General features: G+C 67.5%; 22 protein-coding genes. 7 read left to right on the forward strand and 15 right to left on the reverse strand.

Annotated features, from left to right (window positions below):
* The first annotated feature begins 494 nt into the window (after nt 1-494).
* Nucleotides 495-2,444 (forward strand): peptidoglycan DD-metalloendopeptidase family protein, encoded by a 1,950-nt coding sequence (locus ACQ6S1_RS14965; protein WP_445042041.1) that lies wholly within the window; start codon nt 495-497, stop codon nt 2,442-2,444.
* A 20-nt stretch (nt 2,445-2,464) separates the two neighbouring features.
* Here ACQ6S1_RS14965 and queE read toward each other — a convergent pair whose 3' ends face one another.
* The 5 genes from queE to clpB all read right to left on the reverse strand — a co-directional run bounded on the left by queE (nt 2,465) and on the right by clpB (nt 7,431).
* A complete protein-coding gene (gene queE / locus ACQ6S1_RS14970; protein WP_445042042.1) occupies nt 2,465-3,205 on the reverse strand; it encodes a 7-carboxy-7-deazaguanine synthase QueE in 741 nt (246 codons plus the stop codon).
* Nucleotides 3,202-3,558 (reverse strand): 6-carboxytetrahydropterin synthase QueD, encoded by a 357-nt coding sequence (gene queD / locus ACQ6S1_RS14975; protein ID WP_445042043.1) that lies wholly within the window; start codon nt 3,556-3,558, stop codon nt 3,202-3,204. The genes queE and queD overlap by 4 nt, the downstream gene beginning before the upstream one ends.
* The gene (gene queC, locus ACQ6S1_RS14980) at nt 3,558-4,256 is read right to left on the reverse strand and encodes a 7-cyano-7-deazaguanine synthase QueC (protein WP_445042044.1); all 699 of its coding nucleotides are present in this window, start codon (nt 4,254-4,256) and stop codon (nt 3,558-3,560) included. Before queC ends, queD begins: the two co-directional genes overlap by 1 nt.
* A 99-nt stretch (nt 4,257-4,355) precedes the next feature.
* A complete protein-coding gene (locus ACQ6S1_RS14985) occupies nt 4,356-4,781 on the reverse strand; it encodes a group III truncated hemoglobin (RefSeq protein WP_445042045.1) in 426 nt (141 codons plus the stop codon).
* 37 nt (nt 4,782-4,818) lie between these two features.
* Nucleotides 4,819-7,431: an ATP-dependent chaperone ClpB gene (gene clpB, locus ACQ6S1_RS14990; RefSeq protein ID WP_445042046.1), complete on the reverse strand. Its 2,613-nt coding sequence runs from the start codon at nt 7,429-7,431 to the stop codon at nt 4,819-4,821.
* A gap of 177 nt (nt 7,432-7,608) precedes the next feature.
* Between clpB and ACQ6S1_RS14995 the strand changes: the two genes are divergently transcribed.
* Nucleotides 7,609-8,367: an MOSC domain-containing protein gene (locus ACQ6S1_RS14995; RefSeq protein ID WP_445042047.1), complete on the forward strand. Its 759-nt coding sequence runs from the start codon at nt 7,609-7,611 to the stop codon at nt 8,365-8,367.
* Here ACQ6S1_RS14995 and ACQ6S1_RS15000 read toward each other — a convergent pair.
* The 6 genes from ACQ6S1_RS15000 to ACQ6S1_RS15025 form a co-directional block, all read right to left on the reverse strand.
* Nucleotides 8,364-8,954, reverse strand: a complete 591-nt coding sequence (locus tag ACQ6S1_RS15000) for a hypothetical protein (protein WP_445042048.1) — start codon at nt 8,952-8,954, stop codon at nt 8,364-8,366. The genes ACQ6S1_RS14995 and ACQ6S1_RS15000 overlap by 4 nt on opposite strands.
* A 66-nt stretch (nt 8,955-9,020) precedes the next feature.
* Entirely contained in the window at nt 9,021-10,064 is a 1,044-nt protein-coding gene (locus ACQ6S1_RS15005; RefSeq protein WP_445042049.1) for a DUF4167 domain-containing protein, read from the reverse strand.
* Nucleotides 10,065-10,356: 292 nt separating this feature from the next.
* Complete coding sequence (gene prmC / locus ACQ6S1_RS15010; protein WP_445042050.1) at nt 10,357-11,235, reverse strand: peptide chain release factor N(5)-glutamine methyltransferase; 879 nt, start codon at nt 11,233-11,235, stop codon at nt 10,357-10,359.
* Nucleotides 11,232-12,311 (reverse strand): peptide chain release factor 1, encoded by a 1,080-nt coding sequence (gene prfA / locus ACQ6S1_RS15015; protein ID WP_445042051.1) that lies wholly within the window; start codon nt 12,309-12,311, stop codon nt 11,232-11,234. The genes prmC and prfA overlap by 4 nt, the downstream gene beginning before the upstream one ends.
* The gene (gene ptsP, locus ACQ6S1_RS15020; protein WP_445042052.1) at nt 12,311-14,572 is read right to left on the reverse strand and encodes a phosphoenolpyruvate--protein phosphotransferase; all 2,262 of its coding nucleotides are present in this window, start codon (nt 14,570-14,572) and stop codon (nt 12,311-12,313) included. Before ptsP ends, prfA begins: the two co-directional genes overlap by 1 nt.
* A gap of 77 nt (nt 14,573-14,649) precedes the next feature.
* Nucleotides 14,650-15,903, reverse strand: coding sequence for an aspartate kinase (locus tag ACQ6S1_RS15025; protein ID WP_445042116.1), 1,254 nt, complete (start codon nt 15,901-15,903; stop codon nt 14,650-14,652).
* Nucleotides 15,904-16,038: 135 nt separating this feature from the next.
* Between ACQ6S1_RS15025 and ubiG the strand changes: the two genes are divergently transcribed.
* From ubiG to ACQ6S1_RS15045, 4 genes are all read left to right on the forward strand, one after another.
* On the forward strand, nt 16,039-16,785 hold the full coding sequence (ubiG, locus tag ACQ6S1_RS15030; RefSeq protein ID WP_445042053.1) for a bifunctional 2-polyprenyl-6-hydroxyphenol methylase/3-demethylubiquinol 3-O-methyltransferase UbiG: 747 nt from the start codon (nt 16,039-16,041) through the stop codon (nt 16,783-16,785).
* 77 nt (nt 16,786-16,862) lie between these two features.
* Nucleotides 16,863-17,804: a quinoprotein relay system zinc metallohydrolase 2 gene (locus ACQ6S1_RS15035; RefSeq protein WP_445042054.1), complete on the forward strand. Its 942-nt coding sequence runs from the start codon at nt 16,863-16,865 to the stop codon at nt 17,802-17,804.
* 28 nt (nt 17,805-17,832) lie between these two features.
* Nucleotides 17,833-18,633, forward strand: coding sequence for a quinoprotein dehydrogenase-associated SoxYZ-like carrier (locus tag ACQ6S1_RS15040; RefSeq protein WP_445042055.1), 801 nt, complete (start codon nt 17,833-17,835; stop codon nt 18,631-18,633).
* Nucleotides 18,630-19,178, forward strand: a complete 549-nt coding sequence (locus ACQ6S1_RS15045; RefSeq protein WP_445042056.1) for a rhodanese-like domain-containing protein — start codon at nt 18,630-18,632, stop codon at nt 19,176-19,178. The genes ACQ6S1_RS15040 and ACQ6S1_RS15045 overlap by 4 nt, the downstream gene beginning before the upstream one ends.
* Here the strand turns inward: ACQ6S1_RS15045 and ACQ6S1_RS15050 are convergent.
* From ACQ6S1_RS15050 to ACQ6S1_RS15065, 4 genes are read right to left on the reverse strand one after another with little or no spacing between them, the layout of a single operon-like run.
* Entirely contained in the window at nt 19,171-19,632 is a 462-nt protein-coding gene (locus tag ACQ6S1_RS15050) for a DUF1178 family protein (RefSeq protein ID WP_445042057.1), read from the reverse strand. The two genes, ACQ6S1_RS15045 and ACQ6S1_RS15050, sit on opposite strands and share 8 nt — an antisense overlap.
* Nucleotides 19,629-20,492 (reverse strand): carbon-nitrogen hydrolase family protein, encoded by an 864-nt coding sequence (locus ACQ6S1_RS15055; protein ID WP_445042058.1) that lies wholly within the window; start codon nt 20,490-20,492, stop codon nt 19,629-19,631. Before ACQ6S1_RS15055 ends, ACQ6S1_RS15050 begins: the two co-directional genes overlap by 4 nt.
* A gap of 3 nt (nt 20,493-20,495) precedes the next feature.
* Complete coding sequence (gene grxC, locus ACQ6S1_RS15060; protein ID WP_445042059.1) at nt 20,496-20,753, reverse strand: glutaredoxin 3; 258 nt, start codon at nt 20,751-20,753, stop codon at nt 20,496-20,498.
* Nucleotides 20,754-20,793: 40 nt separating this feature from the next.
* Entirely contained in the window at nt 20,794-21,591 is a 798-nt protein-coding gene (locus ACQ6S1_RS15065) for a ComF family protein (RefSeq protein WP_445042060.1), read from the reverse strand.
* Nucleotides 21,592-21,649: 58 nt separating this feature from the next.
* Here ACQ6S1_RS15065 and ACQ6S1_RS15070 point away from each other — a divergent pair, with 58 nt between their 5' ends.
* A complete protein-coding gene (locus tag ACQ6S1_RS15070; RefSeq protein WP_445042061.1) occupies nt 21,650-22,519 on the forward strand; it encodes a methyltransferase domain-containing protein in 870 nt (289 codons plus the stop codon).
* Nucleotides 22,520-22,529 lie beyond the last annotated feature (10 nt).

Here is a 22,529-nt window from a genome sequence, read left to right on the forward strand (position 1 = left end):
GCAACAATCGCTGCCGAAACTTGCCTCACACTTATAGACCAGAGGACCGAAATTGCTTCCTAGGTTTCCCCGGAAGTTTTGGCCCTCGCAGCCTGTCAGTGAAAGTCACCGTCGAGGGCCGCTTCAGCGCCGCCCCGTCTGGTGTGAGCGGTTTATAGCCCCGCCCTTCTTCCGGTGTCAACACGCTTTTCAAAAAACATGACGTGGCGACGACATTTCCGGATTTGCGCTCTGACAGGCGCTGTCATCCGGCTGTGAAAAGCCGGCATCGAAAGGGTTAACGTGGCCGATGCGGCATGGTTCCGCCGCCGGTCGAATTTTCCGGAAATCACCTTCGCCCGACCGGCTCCCATAGCCATGTCTCATCCACAGATGGCGGCGACGCGGTCATTTTCCGGCGCAGCCCCATTGAGGCCACATTAATTTTAGCTAGTCTGGCCGTCCGTACCGGCCGACCGCTATCTGTTCTGCATCCCTTGAAGGAGACGCCGTTTTTGCTGACTCGCGCGCCCAGATACGGTCTTTCCCGCGCGCAGACGTTGGATCTCGGCCACGAACCGCCCCTTTTGATCGACGGCGATTCCGGGGGGCCGGGCGGCAGCCGGCAGGTCAATCTGCGTTGGCTGGCCGGCACCACGCTTGCGGGCGCATTGGGCACGGCGCTTCTCGGCGCGGCGATCTTCGCGTCCATGGACGGCAGCTACCGTCTGGCCGAAGCTCCCGGCGCCTTCGTGCAATGGGATGCCTATGGGGTGCATCCCCGCAGCTCCAACGCCACTCGCAAGAGCGACCGTATCGAGGCCGCGCGCGATGTCGACGAGACCCGCCAGGTCATGCGGGTCTCCACCACCACACGGCAGGGCGAGCGCGAACTGGTCCGCACCCGTTCGGTGACACGGATCAGCACCTCCCTCCTCACCAGCGGCGTGGACACGCAGAACATTCCCGCCTTCAACCCGGCGGCGATTCTGTCCGGCGGCGGCGGCGATGATGATTCCGGCGGCTCCGATCAGGGCCCGGGCGAGGTCGGCGACATTTCCTATGTGGTCCGCAGCCTCGTGGGCATGGATCTGGCGTCGGCTCCCGGTCCCTCCATCCCGCTCGAGCAGGTGGTGGCGGCCGTCCGGGATGCCGGAGCCATCGAAGCGGTCCGCAGCACCGACCTTCAGCACATGGCCTCGATCGGCGAACCCCAGGCCGCATCGGCCGCGGCCGTGATGGCCCTGCCCAACATGACCGTCATCGCCAAGAAGCCGGCCAGCGCCGCCAGCGAGAACGACCAGGAACGCGTGATCGTCGTCCGCAAGGGTGATCGGCTCGAGCAGATTCTTCTGCAGCAGGGCGCGCGGCCCGGCGATGCCCGGCAGATCGCCGAGGCGTTCGGCGCCCAGTCCGGCTATGGCACCGCGGGGCTGGACGAGGGGCAGACCGTGCGCATCCTGATGGGTGCCAGCCCGTCCGGGCCCCAGCCTGTCCGCATCATCGTCGGGTCCGAGATCAGCCAGTCCGTCGTCGCCCTGTCCGACACCGGCGGCTACGTTTCGGTGGCCGAGGCGCCGGAAATCGCCGAGGAAGGCGACGAGCCCGAGATCGCCGAGCGTCCGAGCGGCGGCGGCGCCACCAAGCTCAGCCTTTACGAGAGCCTCTACGCAACGGCGCTCGCGAAATCGGTTCCCGAGCCGGTGGTCAAGGAAATGATCCGGATTTTCGGCAACGACGCCGATTTCCAGCGGCGGGCCGGCACCGCCGATTCGTTCGAGGTGCTGTTCACCAGCGACGAGAACGGCGCCGTGGACGGCACGCCCGAAGTCCTGTTCGCCCTGCTGAAGGACGGCGGCGAGACGCGGCGTTATTACCGCTTCCAGCTGCCCGGAGATGGCGGCACCGATTATTTCGACGAGAACGGCCGCTCGGCGCGCAAATTCCTCATGCGCAAGCCGGTTGCCCAGGCCGTCATGCGTTCCGGCTTCGGCATGCGCCGCCATCCCATCATCGGCATCTCCAAGATGCACACGGGCGTGGATTGGGCCGCCCCGCGCGGCACCGCCATCTATGCGGCCGGCAACGGCATCGTGGACAAGGCCGGGCGGACGAGCGGCTACGGCAATCAGGTGCGGATCCAGCACAGCAACGGCTACGAGACCACCTATAACCACATGAACGGCTTCGCGCGGGGCATCAAGCCGGGCGTGCGGGTGCGGCAGGGCCAGCTCATCGGCTATGTCGGCTCCACCGGCCTGTCGACCGGGCCTCATCTCCATTACGAGGTTCTGGTCAACGGCCGCTTCGTCAATCCCATGCGCATCAAGGTGCCGCGCGGGCAGGAGCTCGACGGCACGGCGCTGGCCGAATTCCGCCGCGAGCGCGCCCGCATCGACGGCCTGATGGGTCACTCGGCCACGAGCGCGGCACAGCTCAACACGGATGCGGCCGAAGGCGGCTAGCGTTCAGTGCGGATCGACCGCTACACGCCGCGCCTGTTGCCCCAGATCAGAACGTGCAGCTGGGGCAGGATGCGGGGTGTGAACCACGCATCGGCGGCGATCTTGTCGATCAGCCAGCGCATGCGGTCCATCACGCCCTCGATGTCGATCGGCGCGTCTTTCGCGGCGGCGGGCGGCGGCGTGTGGTTGCCGGGCTGGAGATAGAGCGCCAGCCCGCCATGACGGGCCGAAACCCGGCGTGCGAAAGCATAATCGGCGTCATCGAACACCACGATCTTCAGCGCGATCTGCGGCCCGGCTCCCGCGCTCGCAATGCACGCATCCAGCGCCGCCCAATCCGTTTCCATGCCGCTCGACGGCGGCTTCGGGCTCAGCACCAGAACGTCGAGTTCACGAAACCAGTCGCGCGCCAGCGAGCCTTGGGTTTCCAGCGCGAACCGATAGCCGCGCGGCTTGCCCAGCGCCATCAGATCGCCCAAAGGCTGGATCGCCGGATTGCCGCCGGACAAGGACACCATCAGCGGCGTGTCGACCGACAAAGCCCGCACCTTGTCCCACACCGCGTCGGTACTCATCGGCGTCCACTCGTGGCGGTATTCGGCATCGACGGCGTGCAGGCTGTCGCACCACGAGCAGCGATAATCGCAGCCACCCGTGCGCACAAAGACCGTCGGCAGGCCGATCAGCGGCCCCTCGCCCTGGATGGTCGGCCCGAAGATCTCCGCCACTCTTATGCGCGCATCGGATCGGCCGTCATTCATGGCCGGTATTCGGCCCAGGTCTTGGGCGTTTCGCTGACGCGGACGCACGAGGTCTCGGGCAGCCGCGCCCGGCACCATTCGAAGAAATGCCGGGCCAGCCATTCCGCCGTCACCGCATCGTGGCCGAACACCTCGTTCAGGTGGCGGTGATCGAGCACATCGTCGACGTAGCGCTTGAACACCGCGAGCTCGTGATAGTCTCGCACGAAGCCGTTCTCATCGAGCCCATCCGCCGCAAGCTCCACCTCGACGATGTAATTGTGGCCGTGCAGCCGTGCGCACGGGTGGTCATCGGCCAGCCGCGAGAGCTGGTGCGAGGCGGAAAAGTGGAATTGCTTGGTGATCCGGAACATCAGCCGGCCCTCTGCGCGACGGCATCGCGCCAGAAATCCGGGTCTTCATATTCGGTGGGATCAGGCACGCCCGCGAGATCGAAAGCCTCGCGGCGTTCCACGCAGGTACCGCAGCGCCCGCAATGGTGCTCGCCGCCCTTGTAGCACGACCATGTCGCCGCGAACGGGGTGCCGTGGCGCGCGCCGTCCGCCACGATGTCCGCCTTCGACGCATTCACGTAAGGCGCGTGCAACGCCACCTTCGCATAGCCGTCGAGCGCCTCGTCCTGCATGGCCTGAAAGGCCCGGATGAAGCCGGGGCGGCAATCGGGATAGATGAAATGATCGCCGCCGTGCACGGCTGTCGCCACCGCATCGCCGTTCTGCGCCGCCGCCACGCCGAACGCGATCGCCAGCATGATGGCGTTGCGGTTCGGCACCACGGTGATGCGCATCGTGTCTTCGGCATAATGGCCGTCCGGCACATCGATTGCGTCGGTCAGGGCCGAACCGGTCAACGCCGCGCCGACGCCGCGAATGTCGATGACGTGATGCCCGACCCCCAGCCGCTCGGCACAGGCACGGGCAAAATCGAGTTCCTTCCTGTGGCGCTGGCCGTAATCGAAGGAAATGAGACCGGCGAGCTGGTTCTCGGCCGCGACCCTGTGGGCAAGCGAAACCGAGTCCAATCCGCCGGAGCAGATGACGAAAATACGCACAGAACGGGTGTCCTTGTTTTTACCGGGTAGGCTGCGACCGGAGATTGCTCTGCCTTCCACCTACCCGATGCGGACCCGCTTGTGAACCGATCCTCTCGGCTAGGGCTCGCGCACCGGCCGGGGCGAATGGCGCGGGCTGCGCATCTCGCCGCGCTGCGTGGCCAGCCCGAATTCGAAGCTGTCGGCAATCTGCCGCGCCCGCTGCAGAAAGGCCTCCGCGATCGGCGGCGCGAACAGATCGCGCGTCGTCTGTTCGAACAAGGCCAGCCAGCGGTCGAAATGCCGGTCTTCGATGGGAAGAGTCAGGTGCGCGCGCATCGGCCGACCCTGATAACGGCGGCTCCTCAGCATGATGGACGACCAGAAATCGCAAAGCGTCGCAAGGTGGTGGTCCCAATCCTCTACCTTGGCCGCGAAGACGGGCCCGATCAGCTCGTCCCGTCGCACCCGGTCATAGAAGGTGTGGACGAGGCGGGTGATGTCCGCCTCGTCCAGATGCAGCTCCGCGCCGCCGGTGTCGCTCATGTCCTACCCCCCCCCCCGTTCGTGAGGCGCGGGCGGTTCAGTGAACCGTCCGCAGCCGCTCGGCCGCGAAGCCGGTGCCGTCGTCGATGGCCAGCCGGTCGTCGGCTGCGATCATCCGCACATTCGAGCCGTCCTGCACCTCGCCGGCCAGGATGCCCTCGGCCAGTTCGTCCTGCACGTTCCGCTGGATCACCCGCTTCAATGGCCGCGCCCCATACACCGGGTCGTAGCCCTTGGCGGCCAGCCATTCGCGCGCCGTTTCGTCCAGTTCGAGTGTGATCTTGCGGTCGTCCAGAAGTCTTTGCAGCCGCGCAATCTGGATGTCGACGATCGCCGCCATCTGCGAGCGCTGCAGCCGGTGGAACAGCAGCACGTCGTCGATGCGGTTGAGGAATTCCGGACGGAACGCCTGCCGCACCACCGTCATCACCGGCTCGCGCACCGCCTCCACGTCCTCGCCGTCCGGCTGCGCCGCCAGATATTCCGAGCCCAGATTCGAGGTCATGACGATCAGCGTGTTGCGGAAATCGACCGTCCGCCCCTGCCCGTCCGTCAGCCGGCCGTCGTCCAGCACCTGCAGCAGCACGTTGAACACGTCCGGATGGGCCTTCTCGATCTCGTCGAACAGCACGACCTGATAGGGCCGCCGCCGCACCGCTTCCGTCAGCGACCCGCCCTCCTCGTAGCCGACATAGCCGGGAGGCGCGCCGATCAGCCGGGCCACGGAGTGCTTCTCCATGAACTCCGACATATCGAGCCGCACCATGGCCGTCTCGTCGTCGAACAGGAAGCTCGCCAGCGCCTTGGTCAGCTCCGTCTTGCCGACACCGGTCGGCCCGAGGAACAGGAACGAGCCGATCGGCCGGTTCGGATCCTGCAAACCGGCGCGCGCACGCCGCACGGCGGTCGAGACGGATTTCACCGCCTCCTCCTGGCCGATCACGCGGCGGCCCAGCTCCTGCTCCATGCGCAGCAGTTTGGCCCGCTCGCCTTCCAGCATGCGGTCGACCGGCACGCCGGTCCATCGCGAAACCACGCTCGCGATATGGTCGGGCGTCACCACCTCTTCCACGCTCGAACGGGCATCGCCGTCATCGTCGAGCCCGGCCACCTCGCGCTCCAGCTTCGGGATCACGCCATAGGCCAGCTCGCCCGCCTTCGCGAGATCGCCGCGCCGTTGCGCCTGCTCGAGATCGATGCGCGCCTGATCGAGTTCCGCTTTGATCTGCTGCGAACGGCCGAGGCGGTCCTTCTCACCCTGCCATTTCGTGGTCAGCGCGGCGGATTCCTCCTCCAGTCCGGCAAGCTCCGTCTCAAGCGCCGCAAGGCGGTCCTTCGAGGCGGCATCGGTCTCCTTGCGCAAGGCCTCGCGCTCGATCTTCAGCTGCATGATGCGGCGGTCGAGCTCGTCCAGCGCCTCGGGCTTGGAATCGATCTGCATGCGCAGCCGCGACGAGGCTTCGTCCACGAGGTCGATCGCCTTGTCCGGCAGGAAGCGGTCGGTGATGTAGCGGTTCGAGAGCGTCGCCGCTGCCACCAGCGCGCCGTCGGCGATGCGCACGCCGTGGTGCAGCTCGTACTTTTCCTTCAGCCCACGCAAGATGGAGATCGTGTCCTCCACATTCGGCTCCTGCACGAAGACGGGCTGGAAGCGCCGCGCCAGTGCCGCGTCCTTCTCCACATGCTTGCGGTATTCGTCGAGCGTGGTCGCGCCCACGCAATGCAGCTCGCCGCGCGCGAGAGCCGGCTTCAGCAGGTTCGAGGCGTCCATCGCGCCGTCGGTCTTTCCCGCACCGACCAGCTGGTGCATCTCGTCGATGAAGAGCACGATCTGCCCGGCCGCCGAGGTCACCTCGCCCAGCACGGCCTTCAGCCGCTCCTCGAACTCGCCGCGATATTTCGCGCCGGCGATGAGCGCGCCAAGGTCGAGCGCCAGCAATTTCTTGTCGCGCAGGCTTTCGGGCACGTCGCCGTTGACGATGCGCTGCGCCAGCCCTTCCACGATGGCGGTCTTGCCCACACCCGGTTCGCCGATAAGCACGGGATTGTTCTTGGTGCGCCGGGCCAGAACCTGGATCGTGCGGCGGATTTCCTCGTCACGGCCGATCACCGGGTCCACCTTGCCGTCGCGTGCCGCCTGGGTCAGGTCGCGGGCATAGCGCTTCAGGGCGTCATAGACGTTCTCGGCCGTCGCCGAATCGGCGGTGCGGCCCTTGCGCAGCTCTTCGACCACATTGTTCAGGTTCTGCGGTGTCACGCCGGCACGCGCCAAAGCCTTCCCGGCCTCGGTGTCCTTTTCCACGGCCAGCGCCAGCAGCAGACGCTCGACGGTTACGAAGGCATCGCCCGCCTTCTGCGCCGCATCCTCGGCGGCCTGGAACACACGCGCCGTGGACGACGCCATGTAGAGCTGGCCCGAGCCGCCCTCCACTTTCGGCAGCTTCTTCAGCGCGGCTTCGGTCTCGGCCAAGGCCTCGCGCGAGCGTCCACCCGCACGGTCGATCAGGCCCGCGGCCAACCCTTCCGGATCGTCCAGCAGCACCTTGAGCGCATGCTCGGGCAGAAATTGCTGATGGCCCTCGCGCAAAGCGAGGCTCTGGGCGGATTGCAGGAAGCCCCGCACGCGCTCGGTGTATTTCTCAACGTTCATCTTCGACCCTTCCCGCCGTCTTCATGAGACCGGCGTCCTTCGCATCCTCGTCGCAGAACCCCGGTTCCGGCGGTTCGTGCATGGCGCCTGTCGGCCGCCACGCCCTCAAGATAGTGTTGCTGTTGTGCAACAAAAGGGGTCATTTGCTCCGGATCCCCGATTTTGGGATACAGGCCCATGCCCAGCATCAGCATCGCCTCCCTTCACCGCTACCCCGTAAAAGGCCTGACCCCGGAGCGGCTCGACGAGGCCGCCCTCGTTCCGGGCCGGACCCTGCCGGCCGACCGCGCCTTCGCCGTCGAGAACGGCCCTTCCGGTTTCGATGCGGAGGCTCCCGCCTGGATGCCGAAGCTGAAATTCCTCTGCTGGATGAAGAACCCGAAGCTCGCCGCCCTGCGCTCGTCCTATGACGATGGCTCCGGCACGCTCACCGTCCGCAGCGAAACCGGCGAGATCGCCGGCGATCTCCGCACGGCGGATGGCCGCGCAGCCATCGAGACGTTCCTGTCCGACTTCATGGGCGAGGAACGGCGCGGACCTCTGCGCGTCCTGTCCGCCGAAAACCACAGTTTTTCGGACGTGGCGAAAAAAGTCGTCTCCTTCATCAACCTCGCCAGCGCGGACGATCTCGCCGCCCGTATCGGCGCGCCGGTCGATCCCCTGCGGTTTCGCGGCAATGTCCATGTCGCGGGGCTTGATCCCTGGGCCGAGGCACTGTGGCTCGGCCGCCGCTTCAGCATCGGCGAGGCCCGGTTCAAGGCGGTGAAAAAGATCCAGCGCTGCCTCGCCACCCATGTCGATCCGGATCGCGGGGTGCGCGATCTCGACATCATGGGCACGATCCGCAAAACACGCGGCGATCTCGATTGCGGCATGTACGTCGAAGTAACGGCGCCGGGCACGATCCGCCCGGGCGACGAGATCCGCTTCGATTAAAGGCCCAGTCTCCGCCGCAAAGGCTCCGCCTGTTCGGCGATCAGGGCGTCGATCTGCGCCTTCAGCGCATCATGGTCGGCACGCATCAGCCGGATCGCCAGCGGCCCGCCGGCGCGCTCGTCGGGGATCGCCGCCAGCCGCGCATCCCTGTCCTGTGGCACCAGCACGTCCAGCCGCGCCAGTTCGCCGATCAGCCGCAGCCGCGTCGTCGGCCACGTCCATCCGCCGGCCTGCCCGTGCAGCCATTCCGCCGCCTCGATACCGGTCAGATTGTTGCGCATGTCCTTGTAGGCCTCGCGCGACCAATCGGGATCATGCTTCACATGGCGCTCGATGCGCTCGTTGAACTCGCCGAGATGCACCACCGCCGCCGAGGCCCATTCCGGCCCCAGCACAGGCCGCAGGCTCGCATAGAATTCCGCCGAGGCATAAGCATGCTTGATGGCGTTGTGGGTGTGGCGCGGCAGGTTCGAACGGCGGATCTCGTAAGACGCGGCATAGGCGAACGCCTCATAGCCGAACGCCACGGCTCCCAGCGGCACGGCCAGCGCCAACACGATCAGAACCGCCGCCTTCAGAGCCCGCACGCCTGCCTCCCGCACATACAAAAAAGCGCGGCATCCATGTGCCGCGCTTTTCGATAAGCTTTCGTGTCACTCGCCGGGAGTGACCGCCGGTTCGGAGCTCGGGGCCAGATCCCCCTCGCCGCCATTCTCCCCGGCGCCGGCACGGCCGTAACGGCCATAACGGCGTCGGCGGCGCGGGCTCGCCCGCCCATCGCCATCCTCGTCACCAGCCTGCACCGGAGCCTCGGAAACGGCGACATCCTCATCGACCGGAGCCGGGGCGGGCGCCGAAACCGGCGCGGCCGCGATTTCCGCGGTTTCGATCGCGACCGGAACGGGCTCCGCCGTGTTCACCGGCTCGGGAGCCGGCGCCGGCTGACCGCCGCCTGTGATGAAGGCCGGCAATCCGAGATCGCCCTCCGCGCCTTCGTTCTGCGGCTGCGCATCGCGGCGCGGCCGCTCGCGATATTCGCGCGGCTCGCGCTCACGGCGCGGCCCACGTCCCTCGCGAGGCTCGCGCGCTTCGCGGGGTTCCCGATTCTCACGGGGCTCGCGATTGTCGCGGCCTTCGCCACGATAGCCGCCCTCGCGCGGCTCCCGGTTTTCGCGCGGCTCGCGGCCTTCGCCCCGAAAATTGCCGTCCCGGAACTCGCGGTTTTCACGCGGCGCGTATTCGCGGTTGCCGTCACGGCCGTTCGGACCGCGATTCTGCTGCCCACCTTCGCCATTGCCATAGGGCTGCTGCTGACCGTTCTGCGCGCCCGCCTCGGCGTTCTGGGGAACGGGCTCGCCGGTCTCCTCGTCATATTCCTCGTCGCGCGGCTCTTCGTCGGCGCGCACGAAGCCCAGATGCTGCTGGAATTGCGGCTGGGCGGCCGCCAGGATGCGGTAATAATGCTCGGCGTGCTGGAGATAGCTTTCCGCCGCCACCTGGTCGCCGGACGACAGGGCATCGCGCGAAAGCTGAACGTATTTGTCTGCGATGTGCGCGGCGGTCCCGCGGATCTTCACATCCGGGCCGTTCGACTCATAGCTCCTGCTGAGTGGATTGGGTCCTTTGCGGTTGTGATTATTGTTATTGTTGTTGTTACGCCCGCGCATGCGCTTCTGCTGCTGCTGACCTTGCCTCATAGCTCTCGATCTTTGCTGTGCCCAAGCCCCGACAATCCGGTGAAGCCATGATACGCAGCCGCCAGACGCAGCTGCGACGACCATGCCAGATCGCCGGAATACATTCAGGTTCGCGGGGCCCTCACGAACCGTAAACCGATCATCCCCTGCAGAGCCCCTCGGGCCGTGCGATGCATGATGATGCGACGTATGTTTTCAGAACCGCGACCAGGACAATGTCCGGTCCGTATCAAAGCCGAGGGGTCAATCCATCCTGTTCGGCATAGCGCGTCGGTTCTCGATTGGTTGCAACCTAGTCGTTCGCGGCGTGATTTCCAAGGATATTTTCGCGCCGTACAACAAGAGCGCGTGGAATTCCCGCAAGGTCCGGCCGTGCGGGCCCGTCCGCGCGCAGTCCCGCGTCCCTCATCGCGGCCGCGACATCGGCCTCCTGCCCCTGGCCCAGCTCCACGATCAGCACGCCGTCGCGGGCCAGCAGGCGCGCCGAATCGCGCGCCACGGCCCGATAGGCATCGAGCCCATCCGCACCGCCATCGAGTGCTGCCGGCGGATCGTACACCCGCACTTCGCGATCCAGCCCCGCGATCTCCTCGTGCGCGATATAGGGCGGATTGCTGACGATGAGGTCGAAAGCCCCCTCGACCCCCGCCCCCCAATCGGATTGCACGAAGCGCACGCGCCCCGAAACGCCCAGCCGCTCGGCATTGCGCTGCGCCGTCGCCAGCGCGCGCGCCGAGATATCAACGCCCAGGCCTTCGGCATCCGGGAATTCGTGCAGCAGAACGATCAGCAGACAGCCCGTGCCGGTGCCGAAATCGAGCACATTGCGCGGCGCCGCACCCCGGCAGGCCGAAATCGCCGCTTCCACCAGGGTTTCGGTGTCGGGCCGCGGCACGAGCGTCTCGGCGCTCAGGTCGAACCGCAGGCCCCAGAACTCGCGGTGGCCGACAATGCGCGCCACCGGCTCTCCGGCCACGCGCCGCGCGATCATCGCCTCGAAGGCGATCCCGCCCTCCGGCGAGGCGGGGTCGTTGGCAGCCGCGATCAGCTCGGCGTCGGAAAGATGCAGCGCCTCCTTCATCAGCACCCGCGCATCCAGCTCGGGGCTGTCGCAGCGCGCCATGCGCAGCCGCTCGGCGGCCTCCGCCAGCAGCGCGCGGCGCGTCTTCACGCCGCTTCCTCCGCCGCCAGCAGCCGGGCCTGATGCTCGGCCACCAGGGCGTCCAGCACATCGCCGAGCGCCCCGCCCTCGATCACCTGCGGCAGATTGTAGAGCGTCAGGCCGATACGGTGATCGGTCACTCGCCCCTGCGGGAAATTGTAGGTGCGGATGCGCTCGGAGCGATCGCCCGACCCGACCTGTCCCTTGCGGTCGGCCGCGCGTGCCGAATCCAGCGCCTCGCGCTGCTGGTCGAACATGCGTGCCCGCAGCATGGCCATCGCCCGCGCCTTGTTCTTGTGCTGCGAGCGCTCGTCCTGCACCGCCACCACGATGCCCGTCGGGATATGGGTGATGCGCACCGCCGATTCGGTCTTGTTGACGTGCTGGCCGCCGGCGCCCTGCGCCCGGTAGACGTCGATCCGCAGATCGGCGTCGCGGATCTCGACATCCACCTCTTCCGCCTCCGGCAACACAGCCACCGTCGCGGCCGAGGTGTGGATGCGCCCCTGCGTCTCGGTCGAGGGCACGCGCTGCACACGGTGCACGCCCGATTCGAATTTCAGCCTGGCGTAGACGCCGCGCCCCTCGATGGCCGCGATGATTTCCTTGTAGCCGCCGGCCGTGCCTTCGCTGGCTGACAGTACTTCCACCTTCCAGCCCTGCGTTTCGGCGAAGCGCTGGTACATGCGGAACAGATCACCCGCGAACAGGGCCGCCTCGTCGCCGCCCGTGCCCGCGCGCACTTCGACGATGATGCCGCGCTCGTCGGCGGCATCCTTCGGCAAAAGCTGCAGCCGCAGATGCTGCTCCATCTCGGCCAGCCGGTCGCCCAGTCCGTCGAGCTCACCGCGCGCCATCTCGCGCATGTCGGAATCGCTGCCCGAATCCTCGGCCATGGCCTCGAGGTCGGCCATTTCCTGCTGAAGGTTGCGCCACGCACGCACCGCCTCCACCACCGGCTCCAGTTCCGAGCGCTCGCGCGACAGCTGGATCAGGCTCGGCCCGTCGGCGCTGCCGTGGGAGAGTTCGGATTCGATGCTTTCGAAACGCCGCACAAGGGCGTCCAGTCGGTCGGTCGGCAACATCAATCGGGTTCGGCAATCTGGGCGAGACGTTCCAGCTCGTCGCGGGCGCCTTCGTCCGCACCGTGCATGATGCGGCCGACGATGCCCTCGATCTCGGCCATGGAATTGTTGCGGATCATGGCCTTCAGCGGCCCGATGGACGACGCCGCCACCGACAGGCCACGGAAGCCGAGCCCCAGAAACGCGAGGGTCCCCAGGGGCCGCGAGGCCAGTTCGCCGCACACGGAGGCCGGCTTGCCCGCCGCCCGCGCCTTGTCCGAGATCATCTTGAAGGCCCGCAGCATGGCCGGGCCGATCGGGTCGAACCGTTCCGCCACGCGCGAATTGCCCCGGTCGGCCGCGAACATGAACTGGATGAGGTCGTTCGAGCCGATGGAGATGAAATCCACCCGCTCCAGCAATTCGTCGAGCTCGAACAGCAGCGAAGGCACCTCCACCATCGCGCCCAGCATCACGCGTTCGGGCAGATCGTGGCCCCATTTGCGCAGATGCGTCAGCTCCTTCTCAAGGACAAGCCGTGCCTCGTCGAATTCGTGGACGGCCGCCACCATGGGGAACATCACGCGCAGCTCACGCCCCGCCGCCGCCCGCGCCAGCGCCCGCACCTGCTGGCGCAGAATACCCGGCCGGTCGAGGCTGAAGCGGATCGCCCGCCAGCCGAGCGCCGGGTTCTCCTCGTCCACGGTGCGCAGATAGGGCAGCACCTTGTCGCCGCCGATGTCGAGCGTGCGGAACACCACGGGCTTGTCACCCACGCGCTCGATCACCGAGCGATACAGGGCCTCCTGCTCGCTGGCCCGCGGCAGGGTCGGCGACACCATGAACTGCAATTCCGTGCGGAACAGCCCGATCCCGCCGGCGCGCGTTTCCTCCAGCGCGGGCAGATCGATCATCAGGCCGGCATTGAGGGAAAGCTTCACCTCCACGCCGTCGGTCGTCACGGCCGGCTCGTCGCGGTGCGCGAGATAATGCGCCTGCCGCCGCGCCCGCAGCTTCACCTTGTCGGCATAGGAACGCTGCACGTCCTCGGGCGGGCGCACATGCACGTCGCCCGTATCGCCGTCGACGATCATGCCGTCGCCGGCCTCCACCATCGAGACGATGTTCGGCACCTGGCTCACGGTCGCAAGGCCCAAAGCACGCGCCACGATCACCACATGGCTGGTCGGCCCGGCTTCCTCGATGACGAGGCCGCGCAGCCGCGTGCGGTCGTAGTCGAGCAGCGCCGCCGGGGCCATGGTGCGCGCCACTAGAATGGCGTTTTCCGGCATCTGGTCGGCACTCGGCCCGTGCTCGCGCCCGGTCAGCACGCGCAGCAGCCGGTTGGCGAGGTCGTCGAGATCGTGCAGCCGCTCGCGCAGATAGGGCTCGCTCGCCCGCATCATCCGGGCGCGCGTGTCGGATTGCACGCGTTCCACCGCCGCCTCGGCCGTCAGGCCCTGCAGCACCGCCTCGCGCATGCGCCGCACCCAGCCGCGATCGTGCGCGAACATGCGGAACGCTTCCAGCACGTCGCGGTGCTCGCCCTGCGGCGCCACGTCGTCCTGTTTCAGCAGCTCGTCCAGCGAGCGGCGCAGCTTCTCCACCGCCTGGTCGAGGCGCTCCACCTCGACGTTGACGTCCTCCGCGATCAGGTTCTCGGTCGCCAGCGTGCGCGGCTCGTGCAGCACCACATGGCCAAGCCCCACCCCCTCCGCCAGCGGAATGCCCGCCGAATGGATCGGCCGCTGCACCGCCGGCTCCGCGCCGGGGCGGGCGATGGCCGAAAGCTCGCCCGAGGCGATCATCTCCGCCAGCACCATGGCGGTGGTCTGCAGCGCCTCCACCTCTTCCTCGGAATAGGTGCGGTGCGCCTTGTTCTGGACGACGAGCACGCCCAGCGTGTTGCCGGCGCGCAGGATCGGCACGCCCAGGAAGGAATGGTAGATTTCCTCGCCCGTCTCCGGCTTGTAGGCGAAGGACGGATGCGTCTGCGCGTCCGAAAGGTTGAGCGGCTCGGCCTGGCTCGCCACGAGGCCGACAAGGCCCTCGCCCCGCGCCATCGTGGTCTGGTGGACCGCGCCGGGGTTCAGGCCCTCGGTCGCGTAGAGCTCCAGCTCCCCGTCGACGCGCAGCACATAGCTCGAGCACACCTCGGCCACCATGTTGGCGGCGATGAGCACCACGATCCGGTCAAGTTTTTCCTGGGCGGAAACGGGCTCCGCCATCACCTCGCGAAGACGACGCAGGAGCACGCGCGGGCCGCCATAAGCGCCTCGCATGGCAATGTCTCCGGAGCCGGGGCCTGACACCTCGGATCGGTGTGTGTGACGATGATCCCGGGGCGAGCCCTTGGGGATCAGTCCTGATCCAACCCGTATACCGAATGCAGAGTCCGCACGGCAAGCTCGGTATAGGCGGCATCGATAAGGACCGAGATCTTGATCTCGGAAGTGGCGATGACGCGGATGTTGATGCCGCGCTCGGCCAGCGCGTTGAAGGCCCGCGCCGCGACGCCCGCATGGCTGCGCATGCCGATGCCCACCACCGACACCTTCACGACCTCGCGAGCACCGTCCAGCTTCTCGTAGCCGAGATCGCCTTCGAGATCCTTCAGCAGCTTCATCGCGCGGTCGTAATCGGCCACGGGCACGGTGAAGGTCAGGTCGGTCGTGCGGCCATCGTCGGAGATGTTCTGCACGATCATGTCGACATTGATGTTGGCTTCGGCCAGCGGGCCGAACAGGCGGCCGGCCACGCCGGGCTTGTCCTGCACGCCGCGCAGCGTGACCTGCGCCTCATCCTTCGAATAGGCGATGCCGGTGACGACCTGCTGTTCCACGATCTCGTCCTCGTCGCAAATAAGCGTTCCCGGGGGCAGGCCGCCCGGTCCGACCTGGGGGGCGTCCGGCGCGTCGAAACTGGAGCGCACGAACACCCGGACCTTGTGTATCATGGCGAGCTCCACTGAGCGCACCTGCAGAACCTTGGCCCCCAGCGAGGCCATTTCCAGCATTTCCTCGAACGCCACGCGCTCCAGCCGCCGCGCCTTCGGCACGATGCGCGGATCGGTGGTGTAGACGCCGTCGACGTCGGTGTAGATATCGCAGCGGTCGGCCTCCACGCCGGCCGCGATGGCCACCGCGCTGGTGTCCGAGCCGCCGCGCCCGAGCGTCGCGATGCGGTTTTCCGGACCCAGTCCCTGGAAGCCGGCGACCACCGCCACCTGCCCGGCCTTCATGCCGGCCACGATGTTGCCGCCGTCCATGCCGGTGATGCGCGCCGCGCCATGCGCCCCGTCGGTGTGCAGCGGGATCTGCCAGCCCTGGTAGGAGCGCGCGGAGATGCCGAGATTCTGCAGTGCGAGCGCCAGCAGGCCCGACGTCACCTGTTCGCCCGAGGCCACCACCGAATCGTATTCGCGCTGGTCGAAATCGTTGCAGGCCTCGCGGCACCAGCCGACAAGCTGGTTGGTCACGCCCGACATGGCCGACACCACCACCGCCACTTCGTGGCCGGCCTGCACCTCGCGCTGGACGTGCCGCGCGACATTCTGGATGCGCTCGATATTCGCGACGGACGTGCCGCCGAATTTCATCACGATGCGGGCCATGGTCGATCTGGCAAGGAGGGTTCGAAAGACGGCGCGGCCCTTTGGCATGGCCCCGCCCCGGAAAAGGCGGCTATACATAACGGCGCGTGCCGGCCGGGGCAATCCGCCAGCAGCGCGCGTGTGAAACCTTTGTGAATGAGGCGGTTCGTGGCGCAATCGGTCGATGGCGAGGAGGTGGCCCGCTTCGCGGCCAGCGCCGCCGAATGGTGGAACCCGAAGGGCCCCTACGCCCCACTTCACAAGCTGACACCCTCGCGAATCGCCTATGTCCGCGACCGGCTCTGCGCTCGCTTCGAACGCGATCCGAAATCGCTGAAGAGCCTCGCCGGCCTCACCGCTCTCGATGTCGGCTGTGGCGGCGGCATCCTGTGCGAACCGCTGGCCCGCCTCGGCGCGAACGTCACGGGTGTCGAGCCCGCCGAAGAAAGCATCGCCGTCGCCCGCGCCCATGCCGAAGCCGCCGGGCTCGCCATCGATTATCAGGCCCGCCCCGCCGAGGATCTCGTGGCGAAAGGCCACACCTTCGATGTTGTCATCGCCTCCGAGGTCATCGAGCACGTCACAGATCCCGCCGGCTTCGTGAAGACACTCGCCCGCCTCGCCCGCCCCGGCGGCCTCGTCCTCGTCTCCACCATCAACCGCACGGCGAAAAGCTACGCATTGGCCATCGTCGGCGCGGAATATGTGCTGCGCTGGGTGCCGCGAGGCACGCACGATTGGAAGCGCTTCGTCCGCCCCTCCGAACTGCGCCTGCACTGCCGCGCGGCGGGCCTGCGCCCAGGCGATGAGACCGGCATGGTCTACGACCCTCTGCGCGATGAATGGCGCCTCGCCCCCACCGACATTTCGGTCAATTACTGGCTCAGCGCGGCGAAGCCCTAGCCGTTCAGCACGCGGGGGTTGCGCACCGGCCCCGGGCCTGATCTGCTCGGTCACCTCTCATGAGGGGAGGCAGACCCATGGCCCTCGGACGGGGAAACAGCGCGAGCCGTCGCGATCTGCTTCTCGCCGGCCTGTGCCTGTGCTGCCTGCCGCGCGCCGGCTTCGCCGCACGATCCGCCCGCATCGAGGAAATCGCCCCCGGAATCTTCATCCGGCGCGGCGTGGATGAGGACGCCAGTCCCGGCAATGTAAACGCCATCGCCAACACAGGCTTCATCATCGGGCGTGATGCGGTCCTCGTCACCGATCCCGGCGGCAGCCTCGCCGATGGCAGATGGCTGCGCGCCCGCATCCGCGAACGCACCGAAAAACCCATCCGCCACGTAGTGCTCAGCCACGTCCACCCCGATCATTGCTTCGGCGCGGGCGCGTTCGTGGAGGACGCACCGGATGTCATCGCCCATGCGGGTTTCCGCCCCGCCCTCGAAACGCGCGGCCCGTTCTACCGGGAAAAGCTGTCCGAACTGATCGGCGAGGACCCCGGCCCGCTCGTTCTGCCCACACGCGAGATCGGGCCGGAGGGCGGCACGCTCGATCTCGGCGACCGCACGCTCACATTCCACGCCCACGGCAAGGCCCACAGCGATTGCGACCTGTCGATGATGGATCGCACGGCGGGCCTTCTTTTTCCCGCCGATCTCCTGTTCGTCGGGCGCGTACCCTCGCTCGATGGCAGCCTGCCGGGCTGGCTGCGCGAACTCGACCGTCTGGAAACCCTCGGCGCGAAAACAATCGTTCCCGGCCACGGCCCGGTGACCGTGGGGCCCGACGCCTTCCACGATGTGCGCCGCTATCTCACATTGCTGCGCGACGAGACGAGGACAGCGATCCGGCAGGGCCGGTCGATCGAGCGCGCGATCGCCACGATTGCAGACTCGGAGAAACGCAACTGGACACTATTTGAAGATTATAACGGCCGAAACATCACCCAGGCCTTCAAGGAACTGGAGTGGGAATAACAAGAGGCCGGATCAGGGAGGGTTTGCCATGCAGCACACCAGTTTCGCCCTCGCGTTCGCGCTCACCGCCGCGTCCCTTGGCCCCGCGCAGGCCGCCGATGGCAGCGAGGCCGACCGTCAGCAGCGCTGGCAGGAACTCAGCCGCTCCGTCTTCGGCGACGTCGCGCTGAAAACCGACGATAGCGCCATCCGGCTCGAGGCCCCGAAGCGCGCCGAGGACGCCGCCCTCGTGCCCATGACGATCCGCGCGGCGGCGGGCATCACGGAAACGGCCCTCATCATCGACGACAACCCCTCGCCGGTCGCGGCCCGCATCTCCTTCGGCCCCGCGGGCGATCCCCGCCAGATGAGGCTCCGCGTCCGCATCGACGGTTACACCAACGTCCACGCCGTCACCAAAAGCCCGGACGGCGAGCTCGCCCAGACCATGAGCTTCGTGAAGGCCTCGGGCGGCTGCTCGGCCCCCGCCGGCGCCAGCGATGCGGAGGCCATGCGCGGCATGGGCGAAATGCGCATGCGCTTCGCCGCCAGCGCCGAAATGGGCGGCGCGCCGGAAGCCATTCTGATGATCCGGCACCCGAACTTCAACGGCATGCAGATGAACCAGGAGACACGCGGCTACACCCCCGCCCGCTACATCAATGCCGTGGAGGTTTCACGCGGCGGCGAGCGGGTCTTCGCCATGGAAAGCGACATCTCGCTCTCCACCAATCCGGTCATCTCGTTCCTCTACAAGCCCGACGGCAACGAGCCCCTGCACGCGAAAGTCACGGACACCGACGGCACCGTCTGGACGCAGAGCTTCACGCCCGATCAGGTCACCAATTGAGCACCCGGCGCGTCCTCCTTCTGGCCGCCGCGCTGTTCGCCGCCTCCGTTCCGGCCGCCATGGCGGTCCCGGAACCGGACGGCCTGTGGAGCGGGCCGATGATCGGCGAGACGCCGACGACGCTCGCGGGTGCGAAGGTCCTCGACCTTCCGAATCTGGAAATGCTGCTGGCGGAGGAGCCGCTCCTCGTCGATTCCGGCCCGGCCCCTCGCAAGCCCGACAATCTCTCCACCGAGACGCTGTGGAAGCCCACCCATCGCTCGATCCCCGGAGCCGTCTGGTTTCCCGGCGCGGGCCGGGCCGATCTCAGCCCCGAAAAGGCCGACGCCCTACTCGCCCGCATCGCGGAACTCACCAAGGGCAACACGTCGCACCCCATCGTCAGCTTCTGCCGCCCCAATTGCTGGGGCAGCTGGAACGTCGGCAAGCGCCTCGTCGCGGCAGGCTACACAGCCGTCTACTGGTTCCCCGCCGGCATAGATGCCTGGCAGGAGCGCAGCGAGACGGCGGCCGTCGAACCGCAGCCCGGCTGGGAGCCTAATTGACCTCGTCGGCCACCGCCGGCAGCGGGTGGAATTCAATCCCTTCCTCGACGAGAGCCCGCGCCTCCTCCGCCGAGGCTCGTCCATAGATCGAGGCCTTCTCGATCTCGCCCTCGTGCATCTGGCGGGCTATTTCGGCGAAGCGCGGCCCCACATTCTGCGCGTTCTTCGTCACCTCCTGCCGCAGATGGAGCAAGGCCGCCCGCAGCCGCTGCTCCTTCTCGCCCAGCAGCGCCATTTCCTGCACCGGCGCGGCATCGGCACTCATCGGCACGGGATCGGCGCTCGCATCGGCAGTCCGCACGGAGGGGGCCATCAACGCCTTCGACACCCCATTCGATCCACAGACCGGGCAGCTCAGGAACCCGCTCGCCGCCTGCTTCTCGAAATCCTCGGACCCACGAAACCAGCCATCGAACCCGTGCTCGTTCACGCACCGCAACGCATAATGGATCACGATCCCACCTCGTGCAGCGCCGGCGGCGCCTTCATCGCAAACCGGCGGCCATGCTCCAGCACGGGGATGCGGCCACGCGCCTCGTCCACCAGAGACGGGTCGATCTCCGCCACCACGACGCCCGGCTCCGCATCGCCCTCGGCCAGCACGCGGCCCCACGGGTCCACGATCAGGGAATGGCCATAGGTCTCGCGTCCGTCCTCATGCGCGCCCGCCTGCGCAGCGGCCAGAACGAAGCTCCCGGTCTCGATCGCCCGGGCCCGCAGCAGCACGTGCCAGTGCGCCTCCCCGGTCTGCCGGGTAAACGCCGCCGGCACCGCCAGAAAATGGGCCCCGTTCTCGGCAAGGCCCCGATAGAGCGCCCCGAAACGCAGATCGTAACAGATGCTCAGGCCCAGCCGCCCCCAGGGCAGATCGGCCGCCACCGCCTCCTCGCCGGGCTGGTAGGTGCGCGATTCGCGCCAGCTCTCCCCGTTCGCGAGATCGACGTCGAACATGTGGATCTTGTCGTAGCGCGCCGCGACCGCGCCCATCGGAGAGATGAGAAAACCACGATTGGCCACACGCTCGTGGCCGGGCAGCCGCACCGCCATCGAGCCGATGTGCAGCCAGATGCCGAGTTCGCGGGCGAGATCGCGAAACGCCGCCAGCGCCTCGTTGCCCTCTTCCGGCTGGAGGGCGGCCAGCAGCCGCGCGCGGTCGCGCACAAGGAGATGTGTCATCTCCGGCGTCTGCACGTAATGCGCGCCGCGGTTTGCCGCCTCGCGGATCAGCGCCGACGCGGCCGCCACATTGGCCGTGACGTCCTGCCCGGTGCGCATCTGCACCAGGCCGGCCGTGAACCTCCTGCCCGTGCTCATCGTTCAGCCTGCCAGGATGGAATCCAGCTCGCCGCGCCCGTCCAGCGCGTAGATGTCGTCGCAGCCGCCGAGATGGCGCTCGCCCACGAAGATCTGGGGCACGGTGCTGCCGCCGTTCGCACGCTGGATCATCTCGCCTCGACGTTCCGGATGCTTGGAGATGTCGATTTCCTCGAACGTCACACCCTTCTTGTTCAGAAGCTGGCGTGCGCCTTCGCAATAGGGGCAATACGGCTTGGTGTAGATCGTGACGTCCGGCATGGGCCCCTCTGACACAAAAATGTTGAACACCGATATGAGGTCAGCCGGGGTCCACGACAAGCGCGAAGACGAGAGCATCCACGTCCGCCGCCCCGGCCCGCCGCAAAATCCGCGCCGCGGCATTCAGCGTCGAACCGGTGGTCAGCACGTCATCGATCAGTACGACCCGGCGTCCGGCCACGCGCCCGCGCATCGCCTCCGGCACCGCCAGCGCACCGGACAGGTTGCGCGCCCGCTGCGCCCGGCTCAATCCCACCTGGCTGCGCGTCCGCTTCCGGCGCACGAGGATGTCGTGATCGACCGGCACGCCCCACAGGCGCGACACCCCCTTCGCCAATTCCGCCGCCTGGTTGAATCGCCGTTTCCACAGCCGCGTGCGATGCAACGGCACCGGCACTAGAAAATCAGCCTCGGCCAGGACTTCCGCCCCCGCCCGCGCCATCCAGCCGGCCATCGCCGCGCTCAGATCCATCCGGTCGCCGTATTTCAAACGATGCACCAGAAGCCGGCCGGTGCCGTCGAACCGCACGGCCCCGCGCGCCCGGCTGAAATCGGGCGGATCGGCGATGGCGCGCGGCGAGATCAGGTTCAGGCCGAGATCGGCGTCGAACGGCGTCCCCAACCGCTCGCAGAACGGCCGCGAGATCAGATCGAGCCCGCCCCAGCAGCGCGGGCACAAGGCCCCGCGCGATCCGATGGGCGAGGAGCAGGCCAGGCACAGAGGCGGCAACACCACGTCCAGAGCGCTCTGCGCCGCGCGCCGCATCCAGTGCGCAGCGCGACGCTCCCGCCCGTCAGAACTGATGTCCGCCTCGTCCATGCCGGCAGCATAATCCATCGCCGGCGTACGGAAACGTGCATTTGACCCGATCCGGGCGAACCGCCATATCCCACCCATGACGATGCCCCGCCTCTTCGATCACGCCCTCCGGCTCAAGCGCCGCCTCCGCGCGGGCCCCGATGATGTGCTCCTGCCGCGTCTGGCCGATGAGATGGCGGTGCGGCTGGGCGCGGTCCTTCGCGACTTCCCCCTCGCCGTCGATTTCGACACGCCCGGCCCCGATATCGCCGAAGCCCTGAACCTTCTGCCCAATGTCGGCCACGTCATCCGCGCCGGCTCATCCGGCCCGGCCGACATCATTGCCGGCCACGATGCCCTGCCCTTCCGCGACCGCAGCCTCGATCTCGTGGTGTCCGCGCAATCCCTGCACTGGGCAGAGGATCTGCCGGGCACCCTCGTCCAGATCCGCCGGGCGCTGAAGCCGGACGGCCTGTTCCTCGGCGCCCTGACGGGCGGCGACACGCTGACCGAGCTGCGCCAGGCCTTCACCGAGGCGGAGGCCGACACCGCCGGCGGCGTTTCTCCTCGCGTCATTCCCTTCGGAGACGTGCGCGATCTCGGTGGCCTCCTGCAACGCGCGGGCTTTGCGCTGCCCGTCGTTGATTCGGAGCGGCTGACGGTGCGCTACGGCGATCTCTACGATCTGTTCCGCGATCTGCGCGGGCTGGGCGTCACCAATCCCATGCTGGCGCGCGCACGCACACCCCTGCGGCGCGAGACCCTGTTGCGCGTCAACGAGATCTACCGCGAGCGCTTCGCCGATCCGGACGGCCGGCTGCGCGTCACGGTCGAGATCGTCTGGATGCTGGGCTGGGCGCCGCATGAGAGCCAGCAGAAGCCGATGCGTCCCGGTTCGGCCCGTCAGCGGCTCGCCGAGGCTCTCGGCAGCGTGGAAGTCTCAACCGGGGTAAAGCCGAACGAATGATCGGCGCGGG

It is taken from the genome of Terrihabitans aquatilis (assembly GCF_052542005.1).